22 protein-coding genes are annotated in these 23,798 nt (G+C 52.2%); 16 read left to right on the forward strand and 6 right to left on the reverse strand.

All coding sequences use genetic code 11. From position 1 onward, the window contains the following. Positions 1 to 56 precede the first annotated feature (56 nt). The gene (locus P0X86_RS00580; protein WP_096777136.1) at positions 57 to 1,070 is read left to right on the forward strand and encodes a serine hydrolase domain-containing protein; all 1,014 of its coding nucleotides are present in this window, start codon (positions 57 to 59) and stop codon (positions 1,068 to 1,070) included. 125 nt (positions 1,071 to 1,195) lie between these two features. On the opposite strand, the gene P0X86_RS00585 is transcribed toward P0X86_RS00580, so the two are convergent. The 4 genes from P0X86_RS00585 to P0X86_RS00600 are packed head-to-tail and all read right to left on the reverse strand — an operon-like array spanning position 1,196 to position 4,659. Further along, a complete protein-coding gene (locus tag P0X86_RS00585; RefSeq protein WP_277747488.1) occupies positions 1,196 to 1,807 on the reverse strand; it encodes a response regulator transcription factor in 612 nt (203 codons plus the stop codon). Then, positions 1,740 to 2,966 carry a sensor histidine kinase gene (locus P0X86_RS00590; RefSeq protein ID WP_277747489.1) on the reverse strand — a complete coding sequence of 409 codons (1,227 nt, stop codon included), beginning with the start codon at positions 2,964 to 2,966 and terminating at the stop codon, positions 1,740 to 1,742. The genes P0X86_RS00585 and P0X86_RS00590 overlap by 68 nt, the downstream gene beginning before the upstream one ends. A gap of 20 nt (positions 2,967 to 2,986) precedes the next feature. Next, entirely contained in the window at positions 2,987 to 3,733 is a 747-nt protein-coding gene (locus P0X86_RS00595) for an ABC transporter permease (protein ID WP_012818425.1), read from the reverse strand. A gap of 2 nt (positions 3,734 to 3,735) precedes the next feature. Beyond that, complete coding sequence (locus tag P0X86_RS00600; RefSeq protein WP_192570100.1) at positions 3,736 to 4,659, reverse strand: ABC transporter ATP-binding protein; 924 nt, start codon at positions 4,657 to 4,659, stop codon at positions 3,736 to 3,738. 312 nt (positions 4,660 to 4,971) lie between these two features. On the opposite strand from P0X86_RS00600, the gene P0X86_RS00605 reads away from it, so the two are divergent. The 8 genes from P0X86_RS00605 (at position 4,972) to P0X86_RS00640 (ending at position 13,105) form a co-directional block, all read left to right on the forward strand. Then, positions 4,972 to 5,922, forward strand: a complete 951-nt coding sequence (locus tag P0X86_RS00605) for an ROK family glucokinase (protein WP_009593637.1) — start codon at positions 4,972 to 4,974, stop codon at positions 5,920 to 5,922. Positions 5,923 to 5,973: 51 nt separating this feature from the next. After that, positions 5,974 to 6,882, forward strand: a complete 909-nt coding sequence (rapZ, locus tag P0X86_RS00610) for an RNase adapter RapZ (protein ID WP_009593644.1) — start codon at positions 5,974 to 5,976, stop codon at positions 6,880 to 6,882. Positions 6,883 to 6,939: 57 nt separating this feature from the next. After that, positions 6,940 to 7,881: a gluconeogenesis factor YvcK family protein gene (locus P0X86_RS00615; protein ID WP_175320789.1), complete on the forward strand. Its 942-nt coding sequence runs from the start codon at positions 6,940 to 6,942 to the stop codon at positions 7,879 to 7,881. Between the two features lie 5 nt (positions 7,882 to 7,886). After that, the gene (whiA, locus tag P0X86_RS00620) at positions 7,887 to 8,816 is read left to right on the forward strand and encodes a DNA-binding protein WhiA (protein WP_009593666.1); all 930 of its coding nucleotides are present in this window, start codon (positions 7,887 to 7,889) and stop codon (positions 8,814 to 8,816) included. A 101-nt stretch (positions 8,817 to 8,917) separates the two neighbouring features. Further along, positions 8,918 to 9,187 carry an HPr family phosphocarrier protein gene (locus P0X86_RS00625; RefSeq protein WP_006207570.1) on the forward strand — a complete coding sequence of 90 codons (270 nt, stop codon included), beginning with the start codon at positions 8,918 to 8,920 and terminating at the stop codon, positions 9,185 to 9,187. A 323-nt stretch (positions 9,188 to 9,510) separates the two neighbouring features. Next, a complete protein-coding gene (locus P0X86_RS00630; RefSeq protein WP_277747490.1) occupies positions 9,511 to 11,307 on the forward strand; it encodes an ABC transporter ATP-binding protein in 1,797 nt (598 codons plus the stop codon). 38 nt (positions 11,308 to 11,345) lie between these two features. Beyond that, on the forward strand, positions 11,346 to 12,026 hold the full coding sequence (locus P0X86_RS00635) for a response regulator transcription factor (RefSeq protein WP_277747491.1): 681 nt from the start codon (positions 11,346 to 11,348) through the stop codon (positions 12,024 to 12,026). Then, complete coding sequence (locus tag P0X86_RS00640; RefSeq protein WP_192570097.1) at positions 12,026 to 13,105, forward strand: sensor histidine kinase; 1,080 nt, start codon at positions 12,026 to 12,028, stop codon at positions 13,103 to 13,105. Before P0X86_RS00635 ends, P0X86_RS00640 begins: the two co-directional genes overlap by 1 nt. Positions 13,106 to 14,498: 1,393 nt before the next feature. On the opposite strand, the gene P0X86_RS00645 is transcribed toward P0X86_RS00640, so the two are convergent. Beyond that, entirely contained in the window at positions 14,499 to 15,227 is a 729-nt protein-coding gene (locus P0X86_RS00645) for an amino acid ABC transporter ATP-binding protein (RefSeq protein WP_012818432.1), read from the reverse strand. Continuing rightward, positions 15,220 to 16,659 carry an amino acid ABC transporter substrate-binding protein/permease gene (locus tag P0X86_RS00650; RefSeq protein WP_481858288.1) on the reverse strand — a complete coding sequence of 480 codons (1,440 nt, stop codon included), beginning with the start codon at positions 16,657 to 16,659 and terminating at the stop codon, positions 15,220 to 15,222. Before P0X86_RS00650 ends, P0X86_RS00645 begins: the two co-directional genes overlap by 8 nt. A 272-nt stretch (positions 16,660 to 16,931) precedes the next feature. On the opposite strand from P0X86_RS00650, the gene P0X86_RS00655 reads away from it, so the two are divergent. The 7 genes from P0X86_RS00655 to P0X86_RS00685 all read left to right on the forward strand — a co-directional run bounded on the left by P0X86_RS00655 (position 16,932) and on the right by P0X86_RS00685 (position 23,543). Beyond that, positions 16,932 to 17,693, forward strand: a complete 762-nt coding sequence (locus P0X86_RS00655; protein WP_096777142.1) for an SIMPL domain-containing protein — start codon at positions 16,932 to 16,934, stop codon at positions 17,691 to 17,693. A gap of 406 nt (positions 17,694 to 18,099) precedes the next feature. Continuing rightward, positions 18,100 to 19,071: an ABC transporter ATP-binding protein gene (locus tag P0X86_RS00660; RefSeq protein WP_009593655.1), complete on the forward strand. Its 972-nt coding sequence runs from the start codon at positions 18,100 to 18,102 to the stop codon at positions 19,069 to 19,071. Next, complete coding sequence (locus tag P0X86_RS00665; protein ID WP_036664936.1) at positions 19,068 to 19,916, forward strand: ABC transporter permease; 849 nt, start codon at positions 19,068 to 19,070, stop codon at positions 19,914 to 19,916. The genes P0X86_RS00660 and P0X86_RS00665 overlap by 4 nt, the downstream gene beginning before the upstream one ends. Continuing rightward, entirely contained in the window at positions 19,917 to 20,723 is an 807-nt protein-coding gene (locus tag P0X86_RS00670; RefSeq protein ID WP_096777144.1) for an ABC transporter permease, read from the forward strand. A gap of 65 nt (positions 20,724 to 20,788) precedes the next feature. Then, positions 20,789 to 21,841, forward strand: a complete 1,053-nt coding sequence (locus P0X86_RS00675; protein ID WP_009593633.1) for an ABC transporter substrate-binding protein — start codon at positions 20,789 to 20,791, stop codon at positions 21,839 to 21,841. 234 nt (positions 21,842 to 22,075) lie between these two features. Further along, the gene (locus P0X86_RS00680) at positions 22,076 to 22,330 is read left to right on the forward strand and encodes a hypothetical protein (protein ID WP_192570094.1); all 255 of its coding nucleotides are present in this window, start codon (positions 22,076 to 22,078) and stop codon (positions 22,328 to 22,330) included. Between the two features lie 139 nt (positions 22,331 to 22,469). Beyond that, the gene (locus P0X86_RS00685; RefSeq protein WP_192570093.1) at positions 22,470 to 23,543 is read left to right on the forward strand and encodes a PdaC/SigV domain-containing protein; all 1,074 of its coding nucleotides are present in this window, start codon (positions 22,470 to 22,472) and stop codon (positions 23,541 to 23,543) included. Positions 23,544 to 23,798 lie beyond the last annotated feature (255 nt).

The following is a 23,798-nucleotide window of genomic DNA, read 5'->3' on the forward strand; positions in this document are numbered from 1 at the left end:
CCTTTACTCATTCATGTTAAAATATGCCTATCCTAAATAAAGGATGGGATCAACAGATGATACATAAAATGGAGGAATGGGCTGCCAACAGCCATTTTTCGGGAACGGTGCTCTTAACGGATCAAAATCGCAACATCATATGGAATGCCGCCTTCGGCTATTCCAATCGGGCCGACCGCATCCCGAATCAAGCGGACACCAGGTTCGGCATCGCTTCAGGCTGCAAGCTGTTCACCGGGATTGCGGTTTGTCAGCTTATTGAACAAGGCAAGCTGTCGCTGGACAGCAAGCTGAGCGAGTGTCTGGATATTCGCCTGCCGCATGTTAGCCCGGAGATTACGGTGTTTCATCTACTGAGCCACACCTCAGGCGTTCCGGATTACTTTGATGAAGAGGTCATGGACGACTTTGAGGATTTGTGGAAGGCCGTGCCGATGTATACGCTCCGGAGTGGAAGGGACTTTCTCCCTTTGTTCCAGAATGAGCCCATGAAATTTCAACCCGGCGAGAGATTCCACTATAACAATGCAGGATTTGTGTTGCTTGGCCTGATCGTTGAACAGCATGCCGGCCTGTCGTTTCGGGATTATGTCCAGCAGTTTGTTTTTGAGCCTTGCGGCATGAACGATTCGGGATATTTCCCGCTGGATCGCCTGCCTGCGAATACGGCTTACGGGTATATCGATGAGGAGGACGGTACGTGGAGAACGAATCAGTATGCCATTCCGATTCAGGGTTATGCCGATGGCGGGGCGTATGTGACGGCGCCGGACATGGCAAAGCTATGGAGAGGGCTCTTGTCCAATACGCTGCTCTCGGCATCGATGACGGAGCAGTTGCTGGCTGCCCATTCGCACGACCCGGACAGTGACCTGAAATATGGGCTTGGCGTCTGGATCACCGAGAAGAATGGAAATGTGTACAAATATCATGTCATGGGCTACGACCCTGGCGTGAATTTCCGATCCGCGTATTATCCGGACACCGGGCATACGTTGGTCGTAGCATCCAATGCCAGCGACGGCGCTTTTGAAATGATGCAAACCATAGAGGAAGCTTTATTCAATTGATACCGTGATAAAAACAGCCCCGGGCAATGAACACGCCCGGGGCTGTTTCTCTATGGGACGGTCGTTTACAAACCGTATTAAGCCATACCGCCCGCGCCTCGTAAAGGCCTCCAGGGGCTGCCGGCCTATATCCATCCCTTCTCTTCCGCCAACGAGATGGCCTCGATCCGGTTCTTGGCATTCAGCTTTCTTAGAATCTCGGACATATAGTTGCGGACCGTTCCGTAGGACAAGTGCAGCTTCGCTGCGATATCATTGGAGCTGTTTCCGTCTGCGGCCAGCCGCAGCACTTCCCGTTCGCGTTCGGTAAGCGGGTTGGCACCCGCACCGGACAACGTCCCGAATACGAGTTCAGGGGAAACTTCCCGGCGCCCATCCATCACTCTCCGGATGGCTTCCGCCAGCCGTTCGCTGGGCTCGTCCTTGAGCAGGTAGCCCTGGACGCCGGCCTGTACGGCCCGCTCGAAATAACCGGGCCTGGCGAACGTAGTCAGGATGATAACCCGGCTGGCATACCCGCGCCGCTTTACTTCCTCCGCCACCTCGAGGCCGCTGCGCACAGGCATTTCGATATCCAGCAAGCAAACATCCGGTTGATGGATGGCAATCTGCGATAGGGCTTCCTCGCCGTCGCCGGCTTGACCGATCACATCGATATCGTCTTCAAAATCAAGCAAGGAAGCCAGAGCGCCGCGCAGCATTCGCTGGTCCTCGGCTATCAGCACTTTGATGCTCATGGGTGGTGTCCTCCTTCCGGTTCTTGATGATGATCGGAACGCGAATGCTCAATTTCGTGCCTTGCGGCCCGGAGACGGCCTCAACGGTGCCCCCGATGAGGGACAGTCGTTCCGCCATCCCCTTCAAGCCATTGCTGTCGGTACTGGATGCCCGATCATCTTTGCCCTTAAGGCCGATTCCGTTGTCCGCCACCAACAGCCGCCATTCATTATCCAGCGACTCGATGTCGATTCGGCACTGGCTTGCCTGGCTGTGCTTCACCACGTTGGTCACGGCTTCCCGCAAGCAGAGGCTCAGAATGTTGTGGGCCAAGTCGGATATGCCCTCCAGCTTGGGATCACCGGTGGAGACCAGCTGGATATCGGCGCTCTCCAGAATGATCTGGGCCTCCAATAATTCCTCGGGCAGGGTGGCGGTCCGCATGTCGGATACCAGTTCACGCACTTGGCGAAGCGCGGCCCGCGAGGTATTCTGGATCTCCCGGGCCTCCAGTTGGGCCTTCACGGGGTCCTTAGCCGCCAGCTTCTCCACAAGCTGGCTCTTCAACGTGATGAGAGACAGGGTATGACCCAAGGTGTCGTGAAGATCCCTGGCAATACGCATCCGCTCTTCGCCTTTAATCAGATTGCGGATTTGCTCGTTAGCCTCGGCGAGCTCCCTCTCCAACTCCTGTCGCCGGTTCAGCGAGCGGATGCCGAAGGGCGAAAACAGCATGATGAGAAAGAAAGGAATCATAAAGAGCAGATCCTTTCCCAGCATGCTCGCGTTCTTGATTAAAGGAATCGTCTCGATGATGCCAAACAGCACAAGGGATATCGTGAATTTGCGCCGGTCGGTATACCAGCCGATGAAATTGGCCGTAAAAAAGCCCATGTACATGTAGGTCGGGTGATACCACATGCAGAGAATGAAAATGATGGACATCTGAATGCCCAGCCACACAAAGAAACGAGGGGTACCCGCGGCGAAGTAGAGCTGGCGGTAGGTGACAAGAAACAAGCCGATCAGCGCAAAGCCGATCCCCATCTTCCAGCCTTCCTCGCGCAGCATGTTGATCACGGGAAGGGACATATAAATGAGCCATAAATAGGGGAAAAACCCCAGCTGCGTTGGAAACACCTCGAACCCCGCGGATTTTGCCTCTTTCAATTTTTTCATGAAGCCATCATCCTATCTCCTTAATCGGCTTGTTGTTTTTTCCGAATATAGGTGGATAGTAACATAAATACGACCAAATATCCTGCCAAAACCATGAAATTGTCCAGGCCCGGCGCTTCTCCGCGCACGATCGACCAGGCGCCTCCGCCGAAATGGTAGGAAGGCATCCACTTGCCGATGGCCTGCATGATGGAAGGCATCGCTTCGATCGGGAACCACATCCCGCCCGTAACGGCCAGTCCCAAGTAGATGCCGTTGCTGACGCCGCTTGCCGTATCGACCCGTTTCATGGAGCCGATCAGGGTGCCGATGGCAAGAAACGGAACGGATGCGATCAGAATCCACAGTCCGCTGAGCAGCCACTGTCCGAAGGTGAGGGAGACGCCGTTAATCAGGTAGCCGGCTACGAAAATCACGATGATGCAGAGCAGATGCATAACCGTCTGCACAAACATTTTGCCGAAGAAGTACACGCTGCCGGGAAGCGGCGTTACACGCATGTATACGGCCCAGCCCTGTACTCGTTCCTGAACGAGTCGTATGCCGAGGGACATGATGGCGGTCCCCATGACGCTGAAGGATGCCATCGACATGAGATAATGCGCCTGCCATTGTCCGGCATCGTCCGCCCCCGTATTCACGACGCGGGTAAAAATGAAATAGAACAGGATCGGCATCGCCAGCGACCAGAAAATATAATACGGATTGCGTACCATCCGAAGCAATTCCATTCTGCATTGTAAGGTAATCAGTTTCCAGGTTGTCATGATTATACGGCCTCCCCTTGATCCATCGTTAATAGGTCAAATGCTTCATCCAGACTTCCTTGATCGATGCGAACGTCGCGTACGGCGAGCCCGGCCCGGAACAAGGCAGCCAGCGCCGTGTCCGTATCATCCGTGACGGCGTTCAAACGGCCATTGTTCTCAAACACATCGGTGACGCCGGGTACTTCACGCAGCAGCTCCTTGACCTGCCGGTGGTCTGCATCCACGATAAAGGAGACCGACCTTCGGGTCAGCTTGGCTTTGATCGCTTCCGGCGTGCCGTCTGCAGCCACCTGACCCTGATGGAACAGCAGTATGCGGTCTGCCATATCGTCCGCCTCTTGCAGGTAGTGCGTGGTGAACAGGATGGTTTTTCCCTGATCGGCCAGCTTGCGCACCGTCTGCCAGAATAACCGGCGTGCCGAGGTATCCAGGCCGACCGTCGGCTCGTCGAAGAATAACAGCTCGGGGTTGCCTGCAATCGCCAGCGCAAAGCTGAGTTTGCGTTTCTGGCCGCCGGACATTTTAACGGCCCATTTGTTAAGCTCTTCGGGTGTGAGCCCGCTTAGCAGGGCGATGTCGTCAAGCGACAGCGGATTCGGATAATAGCCGCGAATGAGGTTGATGATCTCGCGTGTGCGAAGCCCGTCCATGACGCTGACTTCTTGAAGCATGGCGCCGATCTTCTCTCTGACCTTCAAGTCCTTCGGGCTTTGGCCGAACAGGAGAACCTTGCCTTCGCTGGCGTCTTTAAGGCCCAGCATCATGGAGATGGCTGTTGATTTGCCGGCCCCGTTAGGACCGAGAATGGCTGTGATGGATCCTTTTTCTATCGTAAACGACACTTGGTTGACGGCTTTTTTGCTCCCGAACATCTTGGTTACCTGCCGCAGCTCTGCAATAGGTTCATGGATTGGGTTTGTCATGGAATCGCTCCTCCGTAATCGAAATGATCTGTTCTCATCATACGAAAGCGAAGGAGTTGCCGTTAGTAAAGGATGTCATCACTTCGGAGTGACTTTTGTCATGTTGGATTTATCGGGGGGAGTTGGGGAAGCAAGATTATGAACAAACAGGGGCGATTTCGAATGTGTGTGTATGCGTTTACACATGCGAATTTAAAGGGCTGGTTCGAGTTTCACGTCCGGTTGTCTTCTCTTGACCGCAGGAGTGCCTTCAATTATAGTGGGTACAGTAGGAGCAATCTATAATATAGAAGGAAAAAGGTGGCTTGAAACATGTCTGAGAACATCTACGTCGGTGTCGATCTTGGCGGAACAGCTATTAAAGTTGGAATATGTAACGAAGAAGGGCATCTTCTGCAGAAGTACGAAGGGCCGACGGAAACAGCCAAAGGCGTTGACACGGTTATCGACAACATTGAGAAATATGTGCGTCACATTGTGGAAGAATCGCCATACAGCTGGGATCAACTTGCTGGTGTGGGAGCTGGTTTCGCCGGGTTTACGAATATACGTGAAGGCATCATCATTCTGGCACCGAATGTAGGATTTAAAGATGTACCGATTCGCGCACTGCTTGAAGAGCGTCTCGGCAAGCCCGTCAAAATAGACAACGACGCCAATGTGGCTGCCCTGGGTGAGGCTTGGAGCGGCGCAGGACGCGGCGTTGAGAACTGCGTATGCTACACGCTCGGAACCGGCGTGGGCGGCGGCATTATCGTAAACGGCAAAATTTATCAAGGCTTTGGCGGCATGGCCGGCGAGCTTGGGCACATCTCGGTCGTGCCTGATCTGGAAGCCATTCAATGCGGATGCGGCGAAATGGGCTGTCTGGAGACGGTTTCATCGGCAACCGGCATTATCCGCATGGCGAAGGATGCCGTTGAGCGCGGCGACCGGACTTCCCTTGCGCATGTGGAGAGCATTGCGGCGAAGGAAGTGTTTGATGCTGCGAAAGCGGGCGATGAAGTCGCTATTCGCATCGTGAATCGCGCAGCCTATTACCTCGGCAAATCCATGGCAGCCGTAGCTGCCGTGTTAAATCCCGAAGCGTTTATCATCGGCGGCGGCGTTTCCAAAGCCGGGGACATTCTGTTTAATGAAGTTCGTGCCGTATTTGCTAAACTGACGCCGGAACCGCTTCAGCGCGGCGTACGGATCGTTCCAGCTGAGCTTGGCAACGACGCCGGCGTTGTTGGCGCAGCCGGTTTGCACTTGCGTTCGTAGTATTATTCACCATACATCGTCTGATCTAAACTTATAAGGGAGGGAAAGCTGATGCTGGAAGCAGCCGACCGCGGCAGCAACACATCATCCATGGCCACCCTGATCATCATCACCGGGATGTCGGGAGCAGGTAAGACCTTGGCCGTACAAAGTCTGGAGGATCTTGGATTCTTTTGCGTCGATAACCTGCCCCCGGTGCTCATTCCGAAATTCGCGGAGCTGATCGATCAATCGAAAGGTAAGATCGGCAAGGTTGCATTGGTCATCGACCTGCGTGGCCGCGAATTCTTCACCGCTTTATCGGAGTCGCTGAATTACATCAAGGACCACTTCACCATCCACTGCGAGATTCTGTTCCTGGATGCCACGGACTCCGTGCTTGTTCAGCGTTACAAGGAAAGCCGTCGCCGCCATCCGCTCGCTCCGGAAGGCATGCCGCTCGACGGTATCCGATTGGAGCGCAAAATGCTGGATGAACTGAAAAATTCGGCCACCCAGGTCATAGATACCAGCAACATGAAGCCTGTGCGGTTGAAGGAGAAGATCATCTCACGCTTCACGCATTTGGAGAGCAGCACGTTATCGGTCAACATTACGTCTTTTGGATTCAAGTACGGCATTCCGATTGACGCCGATCTGGTGTTTGATGTGCGTTTTCTGCCCAATCCGCATTATGTGGAGCATCTGCGGCCCAATACCGGCCAAAACAGCGATGTTTACGAGTACGTCATGAAATGGCCGGAGACGCAAGCTTTTCTGACCAAACTGCTCGATATGCTGCATTTCTTGATCCCGCAGTACCGCAAGGAAGGCAAGAGTCAGGTGATCATCGGCATTGGCTGTACCGGCGGGAAGCATCGTTCCGTAGCGATTGCCGAGTATCTCGGCAAAATGCTGGGCGTCAGCGAAACGGAGACGGTATCGGTGAGCCACCGCGACTCTGAGCGGGATCGGCATTAATTAAGGGAAGTGATAAATGTGGCTGTGCAAGCTAGAAAGCGCCCCCGCATCGTCGTGATGGGTGGAGGAACCGGGCTGTCCGTCATGCTGCGGGGACTCAAAGAAAAGCCTCTCGATATTACGGCCATCGTCACCGTTGCGGATGACGGGGGTAGCTCCGGCATACTGCGTAGCGAGTTGCAGATGCCGCCTCCGGGAGATATTCGTAATGTACTGACAGCACTCGCGGATGTGGAGCCGCTGTTATCCGATATATTGAAATACCGTTTCAAGAATGGCTCGGGACTGGCCGGGCACAGCCTCGGCAATTTGATCCTGGCTGCCATGACGGATTTGCACGGTGATTTTGTCACGGCAGTCAAGGAGATGAGCCGGGTTTTTGTTGTTCGCGGACAGGTGCTGCCCGCAGCGGGCGAAGCTGTCATTCTGCATGCGGAGATGGAGGACGGCACGATTGTGACCGGCGAATCCAAAATCCCGGAGGCCGGGCGCCGCATCAAGCGGATCTTCCTGGAGCCGGAACATGTGGAACCGCTGCCGGAAGCGCTGGAAGCGATTCAACAGGCCGATGCGATTCTGATCGGTCCGGGCAGCCTGTACACCAGTATTTTGCCCAATTTGCTGGTTCCCAAGCTTGCCGAAGCCATTGTCTCGTCCGAAGCGATCAAAATGTTTGTGTGCAACGTGATGACGCAGCCGGGAGAAACCGATAATTATACGGTGAGCGATCATTTGCAGGCCGTTTACGACCATATTGGTCTTCATCTGTTCGATTATGTTATTGTTAATGATGGTGAGATTCCGCCTCAGGTTCAGGACAAGTATGCACAGAAGGGCGCGAAGCCCGTGCTGCTGGACCGCGATGAGGTGACCAGCCGAGGATATAAACTTATTGCCGATAAGCTTGTGCTATTTAGAACATACTTAAGGCATGATGCTGACAAGCTGAGCAATCATATTTTTCAGCTGGTACAGGATTGGATTACACGAAAGGGGTGAGTACCTTGTCCTTTGCGGCACAGACGAAGAAAGAACTGACGATGATCGAAAGCCAGAGCTGCTGTGAAAAAGCCGAACTGTCCGCGCTCATTCGGATGAACGGCTCTGTTCAGCTTTCGAACAAAAAGGTAATCCTGGATATTTCGACGGAAAATGCCGCGATTGCAAGACGTATTTATTCCTTAATTAAGAAGCATTTCCAGGCGCATACCGAACTTTTGGTGCGTAAAAAAATGCGTTTGAAGAAGAATAACGTATATATCGTTCGTATTCCCGCCCAAGTTCAGGAGATCCTGAAAGAGCTTCGCATCGTCTCCGAAGGCTTTCTGTTTCAATCGCGCATCGACGAGCAGATCGTTCGCAAAAATTGCTGTAAGCGGGCTTATCTGCGAGGTGCCTTCATGGCAGGCGGATCCGTGAACAACCCGGAGGGGTCTTCGTACCATCTGGAAATTGCCTCGATGTATGAGGAGCATTGCCAGTCCCTGGTGGACCTGGCGAATGAATTTCATCTGAACGCACGCTGCATCGAGCGGAAGAAGGGCTTCATCTTCTACATCAAGGAAGGCGAAAAAATCATCGAATTCCTCAATTTGATCGGTGCCCATCAGGCCTTGTTCAAGTTTGAGGATGTCCGGATTATGCGGGACATGCGCAATTCGGTGAACCGGATCGTAAACTGCGAGACCGCCAACCTGAACAAAACGATCGGCGCGGCCGTCCGTCAGATTGAGAACATCAAGCTGCTCCAAAAGGAAGTGGGTCTTGAGAATTTGCCCGATAAACTGCGGGAAGTGGCAGAGATTCGGCTGGCTCATCCGGATATGAACCTGAAGGAAGTCGGCGAATTGCTCAAAGGAACCGTCAGTAAATCAGGCGTCAATCACCGTCTGCGCAAAATCGATGAATTGGCCGAAAAGATTCGGAATGCTTAAGATTTTTTCTTCTAGTGTCCTGTATGGTAAAATGGTATAATATTATAAAATGTCAATCGCGCTTTCAATGCAGCAGATTTATTAGATAGGGGGTAATTTTCATGACAAAGCACCCGGTAGTCGTTCGGTTAAAGACGGGTCTTCACGCTAGACCGGCCGCGCTGTTCGTTCAGGAAGCGAATAAATACTCATCTGAAATTTTTGTTGAAAAAGATGATAAAAAAGTAAATGCCAAAAGTATCATGGGAATTATGAGCCTTGCGATCAGCTCAGGAACGGAAGTTTACATTAGTGCTGAGGGAGCTGACGCTGAGCAAGCGGTTACTTCACTCGTGAACTTGGTGAGCAAAGAGGAACTCGAGAACCAATAGGGTAACCGTGATTCAAGTTTAAGAAAAGTCTTGTTACAGCAAGGCTTTTTTTGCTATCAGGCGCTGCCTTGGGGTTCTCGCTCGCTTGTCGCGTACATAAGAACATGATTGAAGAGAAGGGGCGGAGACATCCGTCCTTTTTTAAATCCGTTTTTGGAGTCGCCGCAAAGCATTGGGAATAAGCATCGAAGCATAAGCTCCACTTGGTGGGGTTATTTTGCGTTGTTTTCCGAATCGTAAGCCATCGTTTAACTTCAGTTTAACTTGCTGATATATTCTCTTCTTACAGACAATATAAAGGGATGGGAAGGGAAGGGAGTACAATGAGTCCAACGGGTACTGCTATACAGGAAATCAAGCGCGAAGAACAGGCCGGGAGCAAGAAGGCAGGTTCTCAGGCGTTCTTCCGGTTATTGAAGGAAACGAAACCGCCGATGCTGCTGCTGATCGGGGCGATCCTGCTGAATGTGATCTCAACCTTGGTCGGGCTTGTCATACCGATGTTTACGAAGAGCCTGGTGGATGGCTTCTCGCTGACGGATATGAATCGGTCCCATATCATTGGGCTCGGCATCGCGTTTGTGGTGCAGACGATTGCTGCCGGGGTCTCGATTTTTCTGTTAAGCTATACGGGACAAAAGATGGTGGCTGCCCTGAGGGAGCGGCTGTGGAAAAAGCTGCTTGTGCTGCCGATCCGCTATTTCGATCATAACCGTTCGGGGGAATCGGTCAGCCGGATGACGAATGATACAGGAGTGATCAAAAGCCTCATATCAGACCATGTGGCCGGATTCTTCAGCGGGATCATCTCCATTGTGGGTTCCATTGGGGTGCTCCTTTATCTAAACTGGAAAATGACGCTGACGATGTTTATCGTCATTCCGATAGCGGCGCTGATCCTTGTCCCGCTCGGCAGGAAGATGTACAAAATATCGCTGGGCATGCAGGACGAGACGGCGTCGTTTACGGCGAATATCAGCCAGGTGCTGTCGGAGATTCGGCTGGTTAAAGCCTCTAATGCGGAGAATAGAGAGTATGAGAACGGGAACAAAGGCATCACCAACCTGCTGAATTTCGGTATCAAGGAAGGCGTAGTCTCTGCCTGGATCGCACCGCTGATGTCTTTTGTGCTGATGATGCTGCTGGTGGTGGTGATCGGGTATGGCGGATTGCAGGTATCCACCGGAGCGCTGACCGCGGGAGAGCTGGTTGCGTTCATCCTGTACCTGATTCAGATCGTCATGCCGATGACGCAGTTAACGACGTTTTTTACCCAGCTGCAGAAGGCGAAGGGAGCGACGGAGCGAATATTGGAAACCCTGGATGCAGACGAAGAATCCATTACGGCCGGTGACGAGGTGGCGGATGCCAACCAGCGGGTGTCGATCGAGAACCTTTCGTTCGGGTATAAGCCCGATGAGCTTGTGCTGCATGATATCAGCTTTCAGATGGAGCCGGGGACGGTCACGGCCGTGGTCGGGCCGAGCGGCGGAGGGAAAACGACGCTGTTCTCCATGCTGGAGCGCTTCTACCTGCCGCAGAAGGGACAGATCCGCTTGGGCAAGACGCCCATAGATACCTTCTCCTTACGCTCCTGGCGCGGATTGATCGGCTATGTATCGCAGGAAAGTCCGATGATTGCCGGAACCATACGCGACAACTTATGTTACGGAATGGACCGCGAAGTGAGTGACGCTGAGCTTCGAAGAGCGGCAGAAATGGCGTATGCTGATGGATTTATTGATGAACTGCCAAGCGGCTTTGATACGGATGTGGGCGAACGGGGCGTGAAGCTCTCGGGCGGACAGCGGCAGCGGATTGCCATCGCCAGGGCTCTGCTGCGGGATCCCAAGATCCTGATGCTGGACGAAGCCACCTCCAGTCTGGACAGCCGTTCCGAGATCGAGGTGCAGAAGGCGCTCAAGAACCTCATGGCTGGACGGACGACGATCATTATCGCGCACCGGTTATCCACGGTGGTGGGGGCCGATCAGATCATATTTATAGAAAAAGGAACGGTGACCGGCCGGGGAACGCATGATGAATTGATCGGGCAGCATGATATGTACAGGGAGTTTGCCGTTCAGCAGCTGCAGATGAATGAGGCAATCGAGGCTTAAAAGCAGCTTGTAGAGCCATAGAAGGAAGGGGGGCCATCATGGCAAAAATATTGGTTGTGGACGACGATCCGAACATCCGCGAACTTATCAAGGTGTTCCTGGAGGAGGCGGGGCTGGAAGAGGTGATGGAGGCCTCGGATGGCGTCGAGGCCCTGTCCGTGATGGAGCAAGTTTCGGTCGATCTGGTCGTGATGGATATCATGATGCCCAATATGGACGGATGGGAGCTCTGTCGGGAGATTCGGAGGAATACCGGCATTCCGGTGTTGATGCTGACGGCAAAAGGGGAGACGAGACAGATCGTGAAGGGTTTTGAGCTGGGCACGGACGATTATCTCGTGAAGCCTTTTGAGCCCGCGGAGCTTGTCGTACGCGTCAAAGCGCTGCTGAAGCGATATCAGGTAGCCGCATCGCAGACGGTCACGATCGGTAACCTGCAGATGAACCGTAAAACTTATGAGGCCAAAGCCGGCGATGCGGTTTTTACCTTGCCGTTAAAGGAGTTTGAGCTGCTCTTCAAACTGGCCAGTTATCCGGGGAGCACGTTGACGCGCGACCGGCTGATCGAGGATATATGGGGGTATGACTTTGAAGGGAACGAACGCACGCTGGACGTTCACGTGAATCGCTTGCGGGAACGGTTCCCGGAGGAGAAGTACCGGTTCAGGATTCGAACGGTTCGCGGCCTGGGGTATCGCCTGGAGGCAGGTGAGAGCTGATGAGGAGACCGCTCAAAATCTTGTGGAAAATCGTTCGGGAGACGATTCAGACCATCCTAATCTTCGCGGTCTTGGGAGCGTCATGGACGGCGGCGACCTACGTGACGCGGTTTCTTTACAACTGGACGGGAACGCCGCCATGGGATTATGCCGTCCAGCTGATCGACTTGTTTGTCGGCGTCATCATTTTCTTCCTGTGCATGCTGGTCGTGGGGATGTTCTTCAAGCACCGGCAAATGGCCATGCTGAATTCCATTACGGATGCTATGCGCCGGATCTCCCAGGGGGATTTCAGTGTGAAGATGGATGAACACCAATGGCGCGGGGAGTTCAGGATGATTGCTTCCGGCATTAACGACATGGCCGGCGAGCTGGGGCGCATGGAGACGATGCGGCAGGATTTCATCTCCAACGTGTCCCATGAAATCCAATCCCCGCTCACTTCGATTCGGGGTTTTGCAAGGGCGCTCCGAAATCCGCGTCTCACCGAGGAGAAGAGAGCCCGTTACCTGGAGATCATCGAGGGAGAGGGCCGCCGTTTGTCGCAGCTGAGTGACAATCTGTTGAAGCTATCATCTCTGGAAGGCGATCAGCCTGCCTTCGAAAGGGCCCGTTACCGGCTCGACGGGCAGCTGCGCGCCGTCGTGTTGGCGCATGAGCCGCAGTGGCTGGCGAAACGGATTCAGGTGGATCTGGATCTCGCCGAGGTCGAGATTGAGGCGACGGAGGATCTGCTGAGTCAAGTGTGGACCAACTTGCTGCACAACAGCATCAAGTTCACGCCCGAGGACGGCATGATCACCATTGTGCTGAAAGCAGGGGAAGACGGAGCCGAGGTTACCATGACCGATACGGGGGTCGGGATGTCGGACTCGGATCAGCTGCATATCTTCGAGCGCTTCTACAAAGCGGACAAATCGCGTAATCGCGCGGCTGGCGGCAGCGGGCTTGGGTTGTCGATCGTGAAGCGGATCGTGGATATCCACCAAGGGAGAATAACGGTCCAATCGGAGCCGGGGAAGGGATCGGCATTTACCGTGGTGGTGCCATACAAGAGTTCCGGCGATACAAAGCAGTGATCGTGTGCGGCTTGGTGTTTGGAGTTATAAAGTTTGAGGCAGCCGGAGCTGGATAACCACCCAAGAAATCGGTGATGGTTGCGGGCTCTCCTTCAGGAACTGGGGAGGGCACATGGGGCGGAGTGTTTTGTCTTTTCTGAGCAAAGGTGGTCACTGCGTGGGAACATGGCTGGCTTCCAGGCACTTTTAGTAGGGGGCGGGTCATAGCCATAAATAAGGAGTAAGGACTTGTCGTCCTTACTCCTTATGGAGTTATACGCGATGCGATATGTACAAGCTTTCCGTTGACGGGGAGAGTATGTGATTAGCTAAAACCGAGCAGATAGCAGCACGTTCGTACAAGCAGTAGCAATACAAGTCATATGAGCATATGAGCAATTCAAACATTAATAGGAATACAGGAAGTCAAGCATTACCAAAAGCAATCAATGCAAGCAATACAAAAAAAAGGTAAGTATGCAAATGATCCAAGCAATGCAAGTGATTCAAGCATAGGAGTACACGCAATACAAGCAGTACAAGCAATACAAGCAGTACAAGCAGTACAAGCAATACAAGCATTATACGCAATATAAGAAACAAGCGATATAAGCCAAACCAGTAATACAAGTAGTTTAGACATTACAAGTAAGTCAACCAACTCAAGAAACCCAGCAACTCCAGCAACAAGTGATTCAAGGCATTACAGGGATGATACGAGAGCAATATAAGCTTTTCCTGGCAATCTTGGGGATTTATCGGACACCATAGACCTTATTTGCCAAAATCATGGCCATATTTGGAAATAGCGGACACTAGATCCGTTATTCAAGAATTTGTATCGGCAAATGCCGCTTTTTTGAAGGAATAACGGATCCTCGGTCCGGTAATTTTCGAAAAGTCCCTATTTTCCCTCGAATAAGGTCCTCTCGGTCCGTTAGCTGCTCTAAAGCAGCATGCAGCCATCGTATAACTATCGAAGTGGGCTCTAAATGATAAGATGCAGATGCCATAGCCACACGATAACATACAGATATCATTCCATAGCCGTACGATAACAAGCAGATGCCAACCATAGTCGTACGAGATATCATGCAGATGCCATACCATAACCGTACGATTATAGGCAGATGTCATTCCATAGCCGTACGATATCATGCAGATGCCTCATAGCCGTACGATAATATGCAGATGCCATTCCATAACCGTACGATTATAGGCTGATGTCATTCCATAGCCGTACAATAACCGGTTGGTTCACTCTAACGGGCCAGCCGGACCATAGGTTGCAGCTTTGAACTGTCGACAACCATCCAAGCACACCCCGAGGCCACTCACCGTGCGCACAGGTGTAGTAGGCACGGTGTATGCAGCCGCACGGTAACAGATCGGTGAAGCTGGTTCAGCAGCACCGTTACAGCACCTTCTCCAGAAAGCTGATGGTCCGCTCATGCTTCGGGCTGCCGAACACCTCTTCCGGCGGACCTTCCTCTACGATATACCCGCCGTCCATGAAGATGACCCGGTCCGCAACCTCGCGGGCAAACCCCATCTCATGCGTAACGATCATCATCGTCATGCCCTCGCGCGCCAGGTCCTTCATGACGCCGAGCACCTCGCCGACCATCTCCGGGTCCAGCGCCGAGGTCGGCTCGTCGAACAGCATGATGTCGGGATTCATCGCCAAAGCCCGGGCAATCGCCACGCGCTGCTTCTGGCCGCCGGACAGCTGGCTCGGGAAAGCCTCCGCCTTATCGGAGAGGCCTACTCGGTCCAGCAGCTTCAGCGCCGTGGCACGTGCCTCGGCGGCGTTTTGCTTGCCCAGCTCGACCGGGGCGAAGGTAATGTTCTTCAGCACGTTGAAGTGCGGAAAGAGATTAAAATGCTGGAACACCATGCCGATGTTCTCGCGCGCCTTATTGATGTTCGTTTTAGGGTCATTGATATCCTGATCATGGACAAAGACCCTGCCAGCCGAAATTTCCTCCAGCCGGTTGATGCAGCGCAGAAAGGTGCTTTTGCCCGAGCCCGATGGCCCGATCACGCAGACAACCTCGCCTTCCTGGACTTGCATATCGATTCCCTTCAGCACCTCGTTCGTGCCAAAGCTCTTCTTCAGTCCTTCTATGCGGATTTTATCCATGACGCACCTTCCTTTCCAGACGGTCCGAAATTTTCGTCAGAATCGTGATCACGACCAGATACATGATGGCCACCACGAGCCAGATATCAAACGAGGCGAACGTTCTCGCAATGATGATCTTCCCGGATTGGGTCAGCTCGACCAGACCGATCACCGACAGGATGGACGTATCCTTCAGCGTGATCACCAGCTGGTTAATAAAGGTCGGAATCATGACTTTGATCGCCTGCGGAATGATGATTTTCATCATGGCTTTGCGGTATGGCAGTCCGAGCGAGCGGGCCGCCTCCAGCTGTCCGGGGTCAATGGATTGAATGCCGCCGCGAATAATCTCCGTGACATAAGCGCCGGCATTCAAGCTCAGCGTCAGGACCGCTGCGACGATCGGCGACATCGTGAAGCCGAACGCCTGCGGAATGCCGAAGTAGATGAAGAAGGCAAGCACCAGCAGCGGAATGCCGCGGAAGATGTCCACGAATACGGTGGCGATGCCCCGGAGCCATCGATTGCGACCGACCTTCATGAAACCGAAGATCAGCCCTAGGAAAAACGCAAAAAACAGCGACACGATGGTCAGCAGCAGCGTATTGCCAAGGCCCTTCAGCAGGGAAGGCAGCGACTCCACGATTAGTCCCCAGCGGCTTTGACTCGGTGCGCTTACGGCATTCTCCCCGATATATTTTTCCTTAATGCGATCGTACTCTCCACTTGCTTTCAGATTCACCAAACCAGCGTTGAACTTCTGCAGAAGCTCCTGGTTCCGTCCCTTGCTGACGGCGAATCCGTAGGAGGCGCCGGGCTCCATCTCCGTAACGATCTTCAGACCGTTGTTCTGTTCCACTCCATAAGCGAGTACGGGAAAATCGTCAAAGCAGGCAACGGAATTGCCGGTTTTGACATCGTCATACATTTGGGCCGAATCGTCAAAAGGCACGATGGTGAAGCCGTACTTGGAGGATATGGATTCCGCGAAGCTGTAACCCTCCGTACCGGTTTTGACAGCAACCTTTTTCCCCCTTAAATCCTCATAGGATTTGATGGATTCCTGGTCCTGGCGGATGGCCATGACAACGCCCGAATCAAAATAGGGATCGGAAAAATCGAATTTCTGCTTCCGTTCATCCGTGATACTCATGCCCGCGATGACGCCGTCCACCTGATTGGCTTCCAGCGCCTGAACCGCCGCATTGAAGCCGAGCGGCTTGATCTCGTATTTGAAGTTCTGGTCTTTCGCGATCGCATCCAGCAGATCCATATCGATGCCGACAAATTTGCCGCTCGCATCCTGGAATTCAAACGGGGCGAACGTAACGTCCGTTCCGATCTGATAGGTTTTGCCGGAGGCTGGCTCTCCCGCCGCGCTTACCGATCCATAGGGAACGCCAACGGCCGTGAGGAGCAGCAGTGACATGAACACGTAGAATACACGCAATGATTTCATAATGACCTCCTGTTCTTAACACCGTGTAAGTTAGTTACCCATTAAGGCTTCCATGTTAAACAGCAGCTTCCGGCTTCATTCGGTATCTTATTTGGCTAAATAGCCAATCATGCCTAGAAATACCAATGAATTGGGCGTAAAAAATTTATTACAAGAAAAATATCAAAACGCTCCGATTCGGATGCAACATTTACCAATGCCCTCACGTTAGAAGGGTAAGGCAAGCATGGCAGCGATGCCAATATCGAAGGAGGCTGACAAAGATGAAAAGATGGGTCAAACAAGTAGGTTCTATCATGATTGCAGGCGCACTGCTGACTGGCAGCACGGCTTGGGTCGGGTTGAGCGGAGCAACCGAGGTGCACGCGGCGGAGGCAGCACAGCAAAACCTTCTTACCGTACTTGGTAAAGGCGAGATCTCGGTGAAGCCAGATATCGTTTATCTTTCCATCGGGGCAGAATCATATGCGGAAACCGCAAAATCCGCACAGAAGAGCAATGCGCTGAAAATGGATAAGATTACGAAGCTGTTGAAAGAAACCTGGAAGATCGACGACAAGGATATCAAAACCGAGCAGTTCTATGTACAACCGAACTATACGTACTCCGATGAGAATGGACGTAAAGTGAAAAATTACACCGCCTATCATTCCCTGGAAGTTACGCTTCGCGATCTGAGCAAAGTCGGGGACCTGCTCGATGCAGCATCCGATGCCGGCGCCAATTCCATCGGCAACGCCCGTTTCTCGGTTGAGAACCGCGATGCATTCGAAGCGCAAGTGATTGATAAGGCGATGGCGAACGCGGACCTGAAGGCACAAGCGATGGCGAAGGCGTCCAAGCGTCAACTCGGTATCGTACTGAACATTGTGGAAGGTTCCGTTGGCGTAGATACCATCTATGGCCTCGAAAAAATGGCGATGGAGGCTCAGTCCACGGCAGCGGACGCTGGAGCAAACACATCCGTGAAGCCGGGCGAGATCAAAATCACGACACAGCTGTACGTGCAATACCAGTTGAAGTAGTCGCTTTAATCGACGCAGCATGCGAAAAAACCGTTCATTCCGGTCTTTATCGGGCGAACGGTTTTTTCGCATGTCTGTTAAAAAATGAAATACCATTATCCGGTGCCATATCCGGCCCTTCCCCTGTCGAAATACACAGAAAAGTGTTGTGTATAGGGGGAAAACGAGGTATAGTGAATATGCGAAAAACTGAACTTTGATCTAACGTTTAAAGCCATACCCATGGATATGGCTTTTTTTTCTTAGTAGAGACTTCTAACCGCCTCCACCCTTAAGAAACGGATTCTGCCAACCTGAGCATAACAGGCAGTAGGACCGTTTCTTCTTAGTGGAGAACGTTTTTGTGCATACTGGTAATAGGATGTACACATGGAAACGAACAGGTCACATTTTGAAGAAGGGGTTGATGCATGTGATTGAACTTGTCCAGATCGAGAAGCATTTTCAGGGACAAGCGGTCGTGCATCCGCTGTCGCTCTCCATTAAAGAAGGGGAATTCCTGACTTTGCTGGGCCCCAGCGGCTGCGGCAAAACGACGATTCTCCGAATGATAGCAGGATTCGAGCAGCCGACCGAAGGACAGGTATGGCTGGCGGGTCAGAATGTGACGGATATGCCTGCGAACAAGCGGGATTTGAATTTGGTATTCCAACACTATGCTCTGTTTCCGCATATGACCGTAGAAGACAATATCGCTTTTGGACTGAAAATGAAAAAAATGCCGCGCCAGCTCATCAAGGAGCGCGTGGACGAGGCTGTTGCGATGACGCAGCTGACCGCCTTGCGGGAACGCTTCCCGCACCAGTTGTCCGGCGGACAGCAGCAGCGCGTGGCCATTGCACGCGCCATCGCCAACAAGCCGAAGGTGCTGCTGCTGGATGAACCGCTCGGCGCACTGGATTTGCAGCTGCGGAAGAACCTGCAGTCCGAGCTCAAGCATTTGCAGCGGACGCTCGGAATCACGTTTGTATATGTAACGCACGACCAAGAGGAAGCCATGATGCTATCCGACCGGATCGTCATCATGAACCATGGACGGGTAGAGCAAATCGGCACGCCGCGCGAGATCTATGCGAGACCGCAAACGCTGTTTGCCGCCACGTTTGTAGGGGAGAATAACGTCTTCTCCTCGCCTGAGGGGCTTTTTGCCGTACGGCCGGAGAAACTCATTCCCCAGCGGGAATCGGGTGCCAAGAAGAGCGGCGTGATTGAGGATGTGCAGTACCTCGGCAGCGTTCATAAGCTGCTGGTCCAATTGGACGATGAGCCGATGAAGGTCACGATTGCCCTGGATATCTCGGATGACCATCCGTGGGAGGTTGGCGAACGGGTTGGGGTGAACTGGAACGCCAAGGATGAGGTGATCATCGGGCCATGAGGAAATCAAGGTTCCTGTTGACTCCGGTGCTGCTGTGGTTATCCCTGTTCCTAATCGTTCCGATGCTGATCGTGGTCGGCATTTCCTTTCTCTCGCGGGATTCGCTCGGGAATGTCGTGTTTTCCTTCAGTCTGGAAGGATACAAGACTTTTTTTGATCCATTATATTTGGGCATCTACTGGGATACCTTGGTACTGTCGCTGCTGACTACGGTGATCTGCTTGTTAGTCAGCTATCCTTTGGCCTATTATATAGCCAACGCTTCCCCGCGTATCCAAACCTGGGGATTGATTCTGATCACGGTTCCGTTCTGGATCAACTTTTTGATCCGAACCTATGCGTGGGTTCTGCTGCTCCGGACGCAAGGCGTGGTAAACAGCCTGCTGATGTGGGTTGGATGGATCGACGAGCCGATTCAGATGCTGTATACGTACGGCGCCGTACTGCTCGGGATGGTGTATAACTTCATTCCGTTCATGGTGCTGCCGATTTACGTGGCCTTGGAGCAGATGGACAAACGTCTGCTGGATGCGGCCAGCGATCTGGGCGCTTCCAGATGGAAGGCATTTCGGCATATTACCTTGCCTCAGAGCAAGTCCGGCATCATGACGGGTGCGGTTCTGGTCTACGTATCGACTTCCGGGATGTTTGTCGTCACGGATATATTGGGGGGCGCCAAGTCCTCCATGATCAGCAATATCATTCAGCAGCAGTTCCTGGGTGCGCGCAACTGGCCCTTTGGAGCGGCGTTATCGGTTATTTTTGTGATTACGTCCTTGGTGCTGATCCTGCTCTTTAACCGGGCGATGCAAGCCCGCCATCAACGCGTAGGGGAGGGGAGATAAGTGAAAAAGAAGAATCACCCGCTGCTCGGGGTTCACTCTTTCCTTATGATGGCTTTCATCTATGTACCCATCGTCATGATTATCATCTATTCCTTTAACGATACGCGGCTTAGCGGCAATTGGGAAGGCTTTACGATGGATTGGTATGTGTCGCTATTCCAGAATCGGCACGTGATGGAAGCGCTGATGAACAGTTTGACGGTGGCCGTCATCTCGACGATCGTTTCCACCCTGCTCGGGACTGCAGCGGCGCTCTCGCTTCGGAATTTGGGGCGTAAAGGCCGCAGCGGCATGAATGGCCTGCTGTATCTGCCGGTCATCATCCCGGATATTATTATGGGGCTGTCGCTGCTGGTGCTGTTCAGTCAACTGAACATGCCGCTTGGCAAGGCAACGGTGATCATCGCCCATATTACGTTCAGCCTGTCGTACGTCTATGTCGTGGTAACGGCCCGACTGTCGGGGATGGGCAAACAGCTGGACGAGGCTGCCCAGGATTTGGGCGCCACGCCTTGGCAAACGTTCCGGCACGTCACGCTGCCGCAGATTGCACCGGGCATTATCTCCGGCGCATTGATTGCTTTCACGCTGTCGCTGGACGATTTTATGGTCAGCTTTTTCGTCGCCGGCCCAAGCTCAACAACGCTGCCGATCTATATATACGCTCAGGTGAAGCGCGGCATCTCGCCAGAGATCAACGCGCTGTGTACGCTGCTCATACTGGTCAGCATCACGCTGATCCTGTTAGCCCAATATATTCTTAACCGCGGCAATGGGCAGAAGAAACACAAAACATTACCGATCTAAGCGATAGAAACGCTTTTTTCGAAATAAAATTAAAACATGCAAGTGGAAAGAGAGGAGATATTGAATTGAAAAAATCAAGATGGACCCGCCTGCTGACGGCAGGCATGGTTGCGGTATTGTCTGTAGGACTGCTGGCCGGCTGCGGCTCGGATAAGGAGACGCTTCATATTTACAGCTGGGCGGATAACTTCGATCCCGAGGTGCTGAAGGACTTTGAGGAGAAGTTCGACGTGAAGGTAACCTACGACAACTACGCGAACAATGAAGACCTGCTGGCTAAGATCAAGGCTGGCGGCAGCGGTTATGACCTCATTCAGCCGTCCGATTATATGGTCAAAACGATGATTGAATCGGAGCTGCTTGAGCCGCTTGACATGAATAATATCCCGAACTTCGTCAATATTACGGATACTTTCAAAGATCCGTCTTATGACCCGGGCAATAAATATTCGATCGTTTACACGTCCGGCGTAACGGGAATTGCATATAACAAGAAGTATGTGAAGGACGAAATCAACAGCTGGGAAGACCTCTGGAATCCGGAATACAAGGGCAAAGTCCTGCTTCTGGACGACAACCGGGAAATGATCGGCATGGCGCTGAAAAAGCAAGGGAAATCCAACAGCAGCACGGATGAGGCGGAAATCACGGCTGCATCCGATGAGCTGAAGACACTGCTGCCCAATGTCCTTGCGTTTGATACGGACAATATTAAGCAGAAGATGATTCAGGAGGAAGGCTGGATTGCCACGGTTTGGTCCGGAGACGCGGCGTTCATCGCGGCGGAGAATCCGGATGTAGCGTATGTGGTGCCTGAAGAAGGAGCGACCATATTCTCGGACAACTACGCGATTCCAAAAGGCGCGAAGAATAAGGAGCTGGCCGAGAAATTCATCAACTTCATGATGGAGCCTGAAGTCAGCGCCAAAAACTATGAATTTATCGGATACAGCAATCCGAACACGAAAGCGATGGAATTCCATAGCGAGGAATACCGCGCCAATACGATGATCAACCTGACGGAAGAGGAGCTGGGCCGTACCGAGTGGCTCGATAATGTCGGTGACTCGCTCTCCGTCTATGATCGTTTATGGACCGAACTGAAGAGCGGCCGTTAGTATAAGCTTCAGTTCTTCATCTTTTTGTAATAAAGGAAGCCTGTCCCCTAAAGGGGATGGGCTCTTTTTTTTGCAGAGCAGAATGAGACATTAGTCCCAAAGTGGGAAGAATTGGCCGATTTTCAGGAATTCCACCACAACTTCAGGATCCTTTTCGTTGTTATATATAAGGAGGTTGTATACGGTTTAGGCCCGTTTTTTATAAATGGGGTATCCCAGAAAGGAAGAAGCAGCTTGAGTGATCTGACGAGCATGGGGTTTATTGCTTTGATTGTTGCAGGCATCGCTGCTGTTTTTTTTCTGAATTTTTTCAGGAAAAGCGCGCTGCATCTGCTGCTGACGAGCATTCACAGTGCACTCGTTGGCATCGGTTTGATTCTTCTTGCTTACGTTGTCCAAGGCAGTGAACTACTGCTGCTTGCCGGTTCAAGTGCTCTCTTGTTCGGTGTGTTTCTTAGCGCAGCGGCGTTCGTCCGGAAAGAATCATGAGAATGTATAGGTCCTATGGCATGGAGTCAAAATTGTCATTCACTTTGTTACCAATACATTGAAAGCTTTCCTTATAATGATTAAGGGTAATAGATTAACAACTAACGGAAACTTAATTTAACAAAGGTGGAATTCTGATATGAATCCTAAATTTCGTGTATGTGCATCATTAATTGCAACTAGTGTCCTGCTTGGTAGTCTTGGTTTGAGCGGACAGGTCATCGATGCAAGCGCCGCTAAGGCACCCGTTTCCGCCAGCCAAAAAACGTCGAAAAATGAAGTTGTACTGAAATGGAACGGCAAAACCTTGTCACAAAAAGGTCTAGTGCTGCATGGGGTAACTTATGTGCCAGCGACAGCTTTGCGGGATGGTCTGGGGATGCCTCTTAAATATGATTCCAAAAAACGCACGTATACACTGGGTAACGGCTATAACAAGCTGAGCGCCGCCGTGTATGCTGCAAGCGAAATCGGCATTCTGGTGAACGGTTCGTATGCCGGCGAGCCTGGCGGACAGATCATCAATGGACGTCTGTATCTGCCGTTCAAAACGATCAGCGAATACATGGGCGTTCAGGGACAATGGAATCCTTCCTTGAAAACACTGAGCATGACACAGAAGAAGCTGAATGACATTACCATTAAATCGGTTGCGCTCAAGAAGAATATTCAGGGCGTAGACGCTGTTGTGAACTATCCTGTAATCAGCGGACTCGATAATGCGGAGGTCCAAGCCGAAATCAACAAAGTGTTGAAAGAAAATGCGTCCGGCGTAATCACCGGCGCGGAAGGAAACGCCGAGGAATTCCCGCCGTCGGAATCCAGTTTCCCTTACGAATTCAGCGGTGACTTCGTGGTCCATTACAACCAGAACGACATCCTGAGCATTACGGCGTATGATTATTCGTACACCGGCGGTGCCCATGGCATGACCTTCCGTAAAAGCTTCACGTTCTCCTTGAAGGACGGCAAGCAAATGAAGCTGGGCGATTTCATCAACATGCAGGGCAAGAACAAGCAGAAGCTGAACAACCTTGTGCTGAGCAAGATGAAGAAAGAGGGAGGTTACCTCGGCGGTTTTGAGGGAGTGCCTGCCGATGCCGACTTCTATGTGAAGGATAACGCGGCGGTGCTGTACTTCCAGCTTTATGAATACACCGCCTATGCCTATGGATTTCCTGAGTTTGAGCTGAAGCTGAAAGAGTGGAAGTAAGAGTATATCATAGGCGGTTTGTGTAAACTGTAATCACTAAATTTCATACTATAGCTTGTTTAGATACATGATGCTGTCCTGATGTAACACTGTGCTGAAACCCGTTGCGATAAATCCCCTGATCAATTGAGCGTGGAGCATATACTCCTGCGCCCTATGATCAAGGGGATTTTTTGTGTATCTCACCATAGGCGTACCCTTTTTCCCCTCCCCTCAAGTTAAGACAGGCCTTTTAGGAGGGGGATGGCCTTACCG

The sequence above is a fragment of the Paenibacillus sp. BR1-192 genome (genome assembly GCF_029542445.1).
GTDB classification, from domain to species: Bacteria; Bacillota; Bacilli; order Paenibacillales; family Paenibacillaceae; genus Paenibacillus_AQ; species Paenibacillus_AQ lautus_A.

Coding starts and splice junctions, on each gene's coding strand:
- P0X86_RS00685 (WP_192570093.1), top strand. CDS start 22,470: ATGAATCCTAAATTTCGTGTATGTGCATCATTAATTGCAACTAGTGTC.
- P0X86_RS00665 (WP_036664936.1), top strand. CDS start 19,068: ATGAGGAAATCAAGGTTCCTGTTGACTCCGGTGCTGCTGTGGTTATCC.
- P0X86_RS00590 (WP_277747489.1), bottom strand. CDS start 2,966: ATGAAAAAATTGAAAGAGGCAAAATCCGCGGGGTTCGAGGTGTTTCCA.
- P0X86_RS00595 (WP_012818425.1), bottom strand. CDS start 3,733: ATGACAACCTGGAAACTGATTACCTTACAATGCAGAATGGAATTGCTT.
- P0X86_RS00585 (WP_277747488.1), bottom strand. CDS start 1,807: ATGAGCATCAAAGTGCTGATAGCCGAGGACCAGCGAATGCTGCGCGGC.
- rapZ (WP_009593644.1), top strand. CDS start 5,974: ATGCTGGAAGCAGCCGACCGCGGCAGCAACACATCATCCATGGCCACC.
- P0X86_RS00600 (WP_192570100.1), bottom strand. CDS start 4,659: ATGACAAACCCAATCCATGAACCTATTGCAGAGCTGCGGCAGGTAACC.
- P0X86_RS00640 (WP_192570097.1), top strand. CDS start 12,026: ATGAGGAGACCGCTCAAAATCTTGTGGAAAATCGTTCGGGAGACGATT.
- P0X86_RS00580 (WP_096777136.1), top strand. CDS start 57: ATGATACATAAAATGGAGGAATGGGCTGCCAACAGCCATTTTTCGGGA.
- P0X86_RS00655 (WP_096777142.1), top strand. CDS start 16,932: ATGAAAAGATGGGTCAAACAAGTAGGTTCTATCATGATTGCAGGCGCA.
- P0X86_RS00630 (WP_277747490.1), top strand. CDS start 9,511: ATGAGTCCAACGGGTACTGCTATACAGGAAATCAAGCGCGAAGAACAG.
- P0X86_RS00605 (WP_009593637.1), top strand. CDS start 4,972: ATGTCTGAGAACATCTACGTCGGTGTCGATCTTGGCGGAACAGCTATT.
- P0X86_RS00625 (WP_006207570.1), top strand. CDS start 8,918: ATGACAAAGCACCCGGTAGTCGTTCGGTTAAAGACGGGTCTTCACGCT.
- P0X86_RS00635 (WP_277747491.1), top strand. CDS start 11,346: ATGGCAAAAATATTGGTTGTGGACGACGATCCGAACATCCGCGAACTT.
- P0X86_RS00660 (WP_009593655.1), top strand. CDS start 18,100: ATGCATGTGATTGAACTTGTCCAGATCGAGAAGCATTTTCAGGGACAA.
- P0X86_RS00645 (WP_012818432.1), bottom strand. CDS start 15,227: ATGGATAAAATCCGCATAGAAGGACTGAAGAAGAGCTTTGGCACGAAC.
- P0X86_RS00615 (WP_175320789.1), top strand. CDS start 6,940: ATGGGTGGAGGAACCGGGCTGTCCGTCATGCTGCGGGGACTCAAAGAA.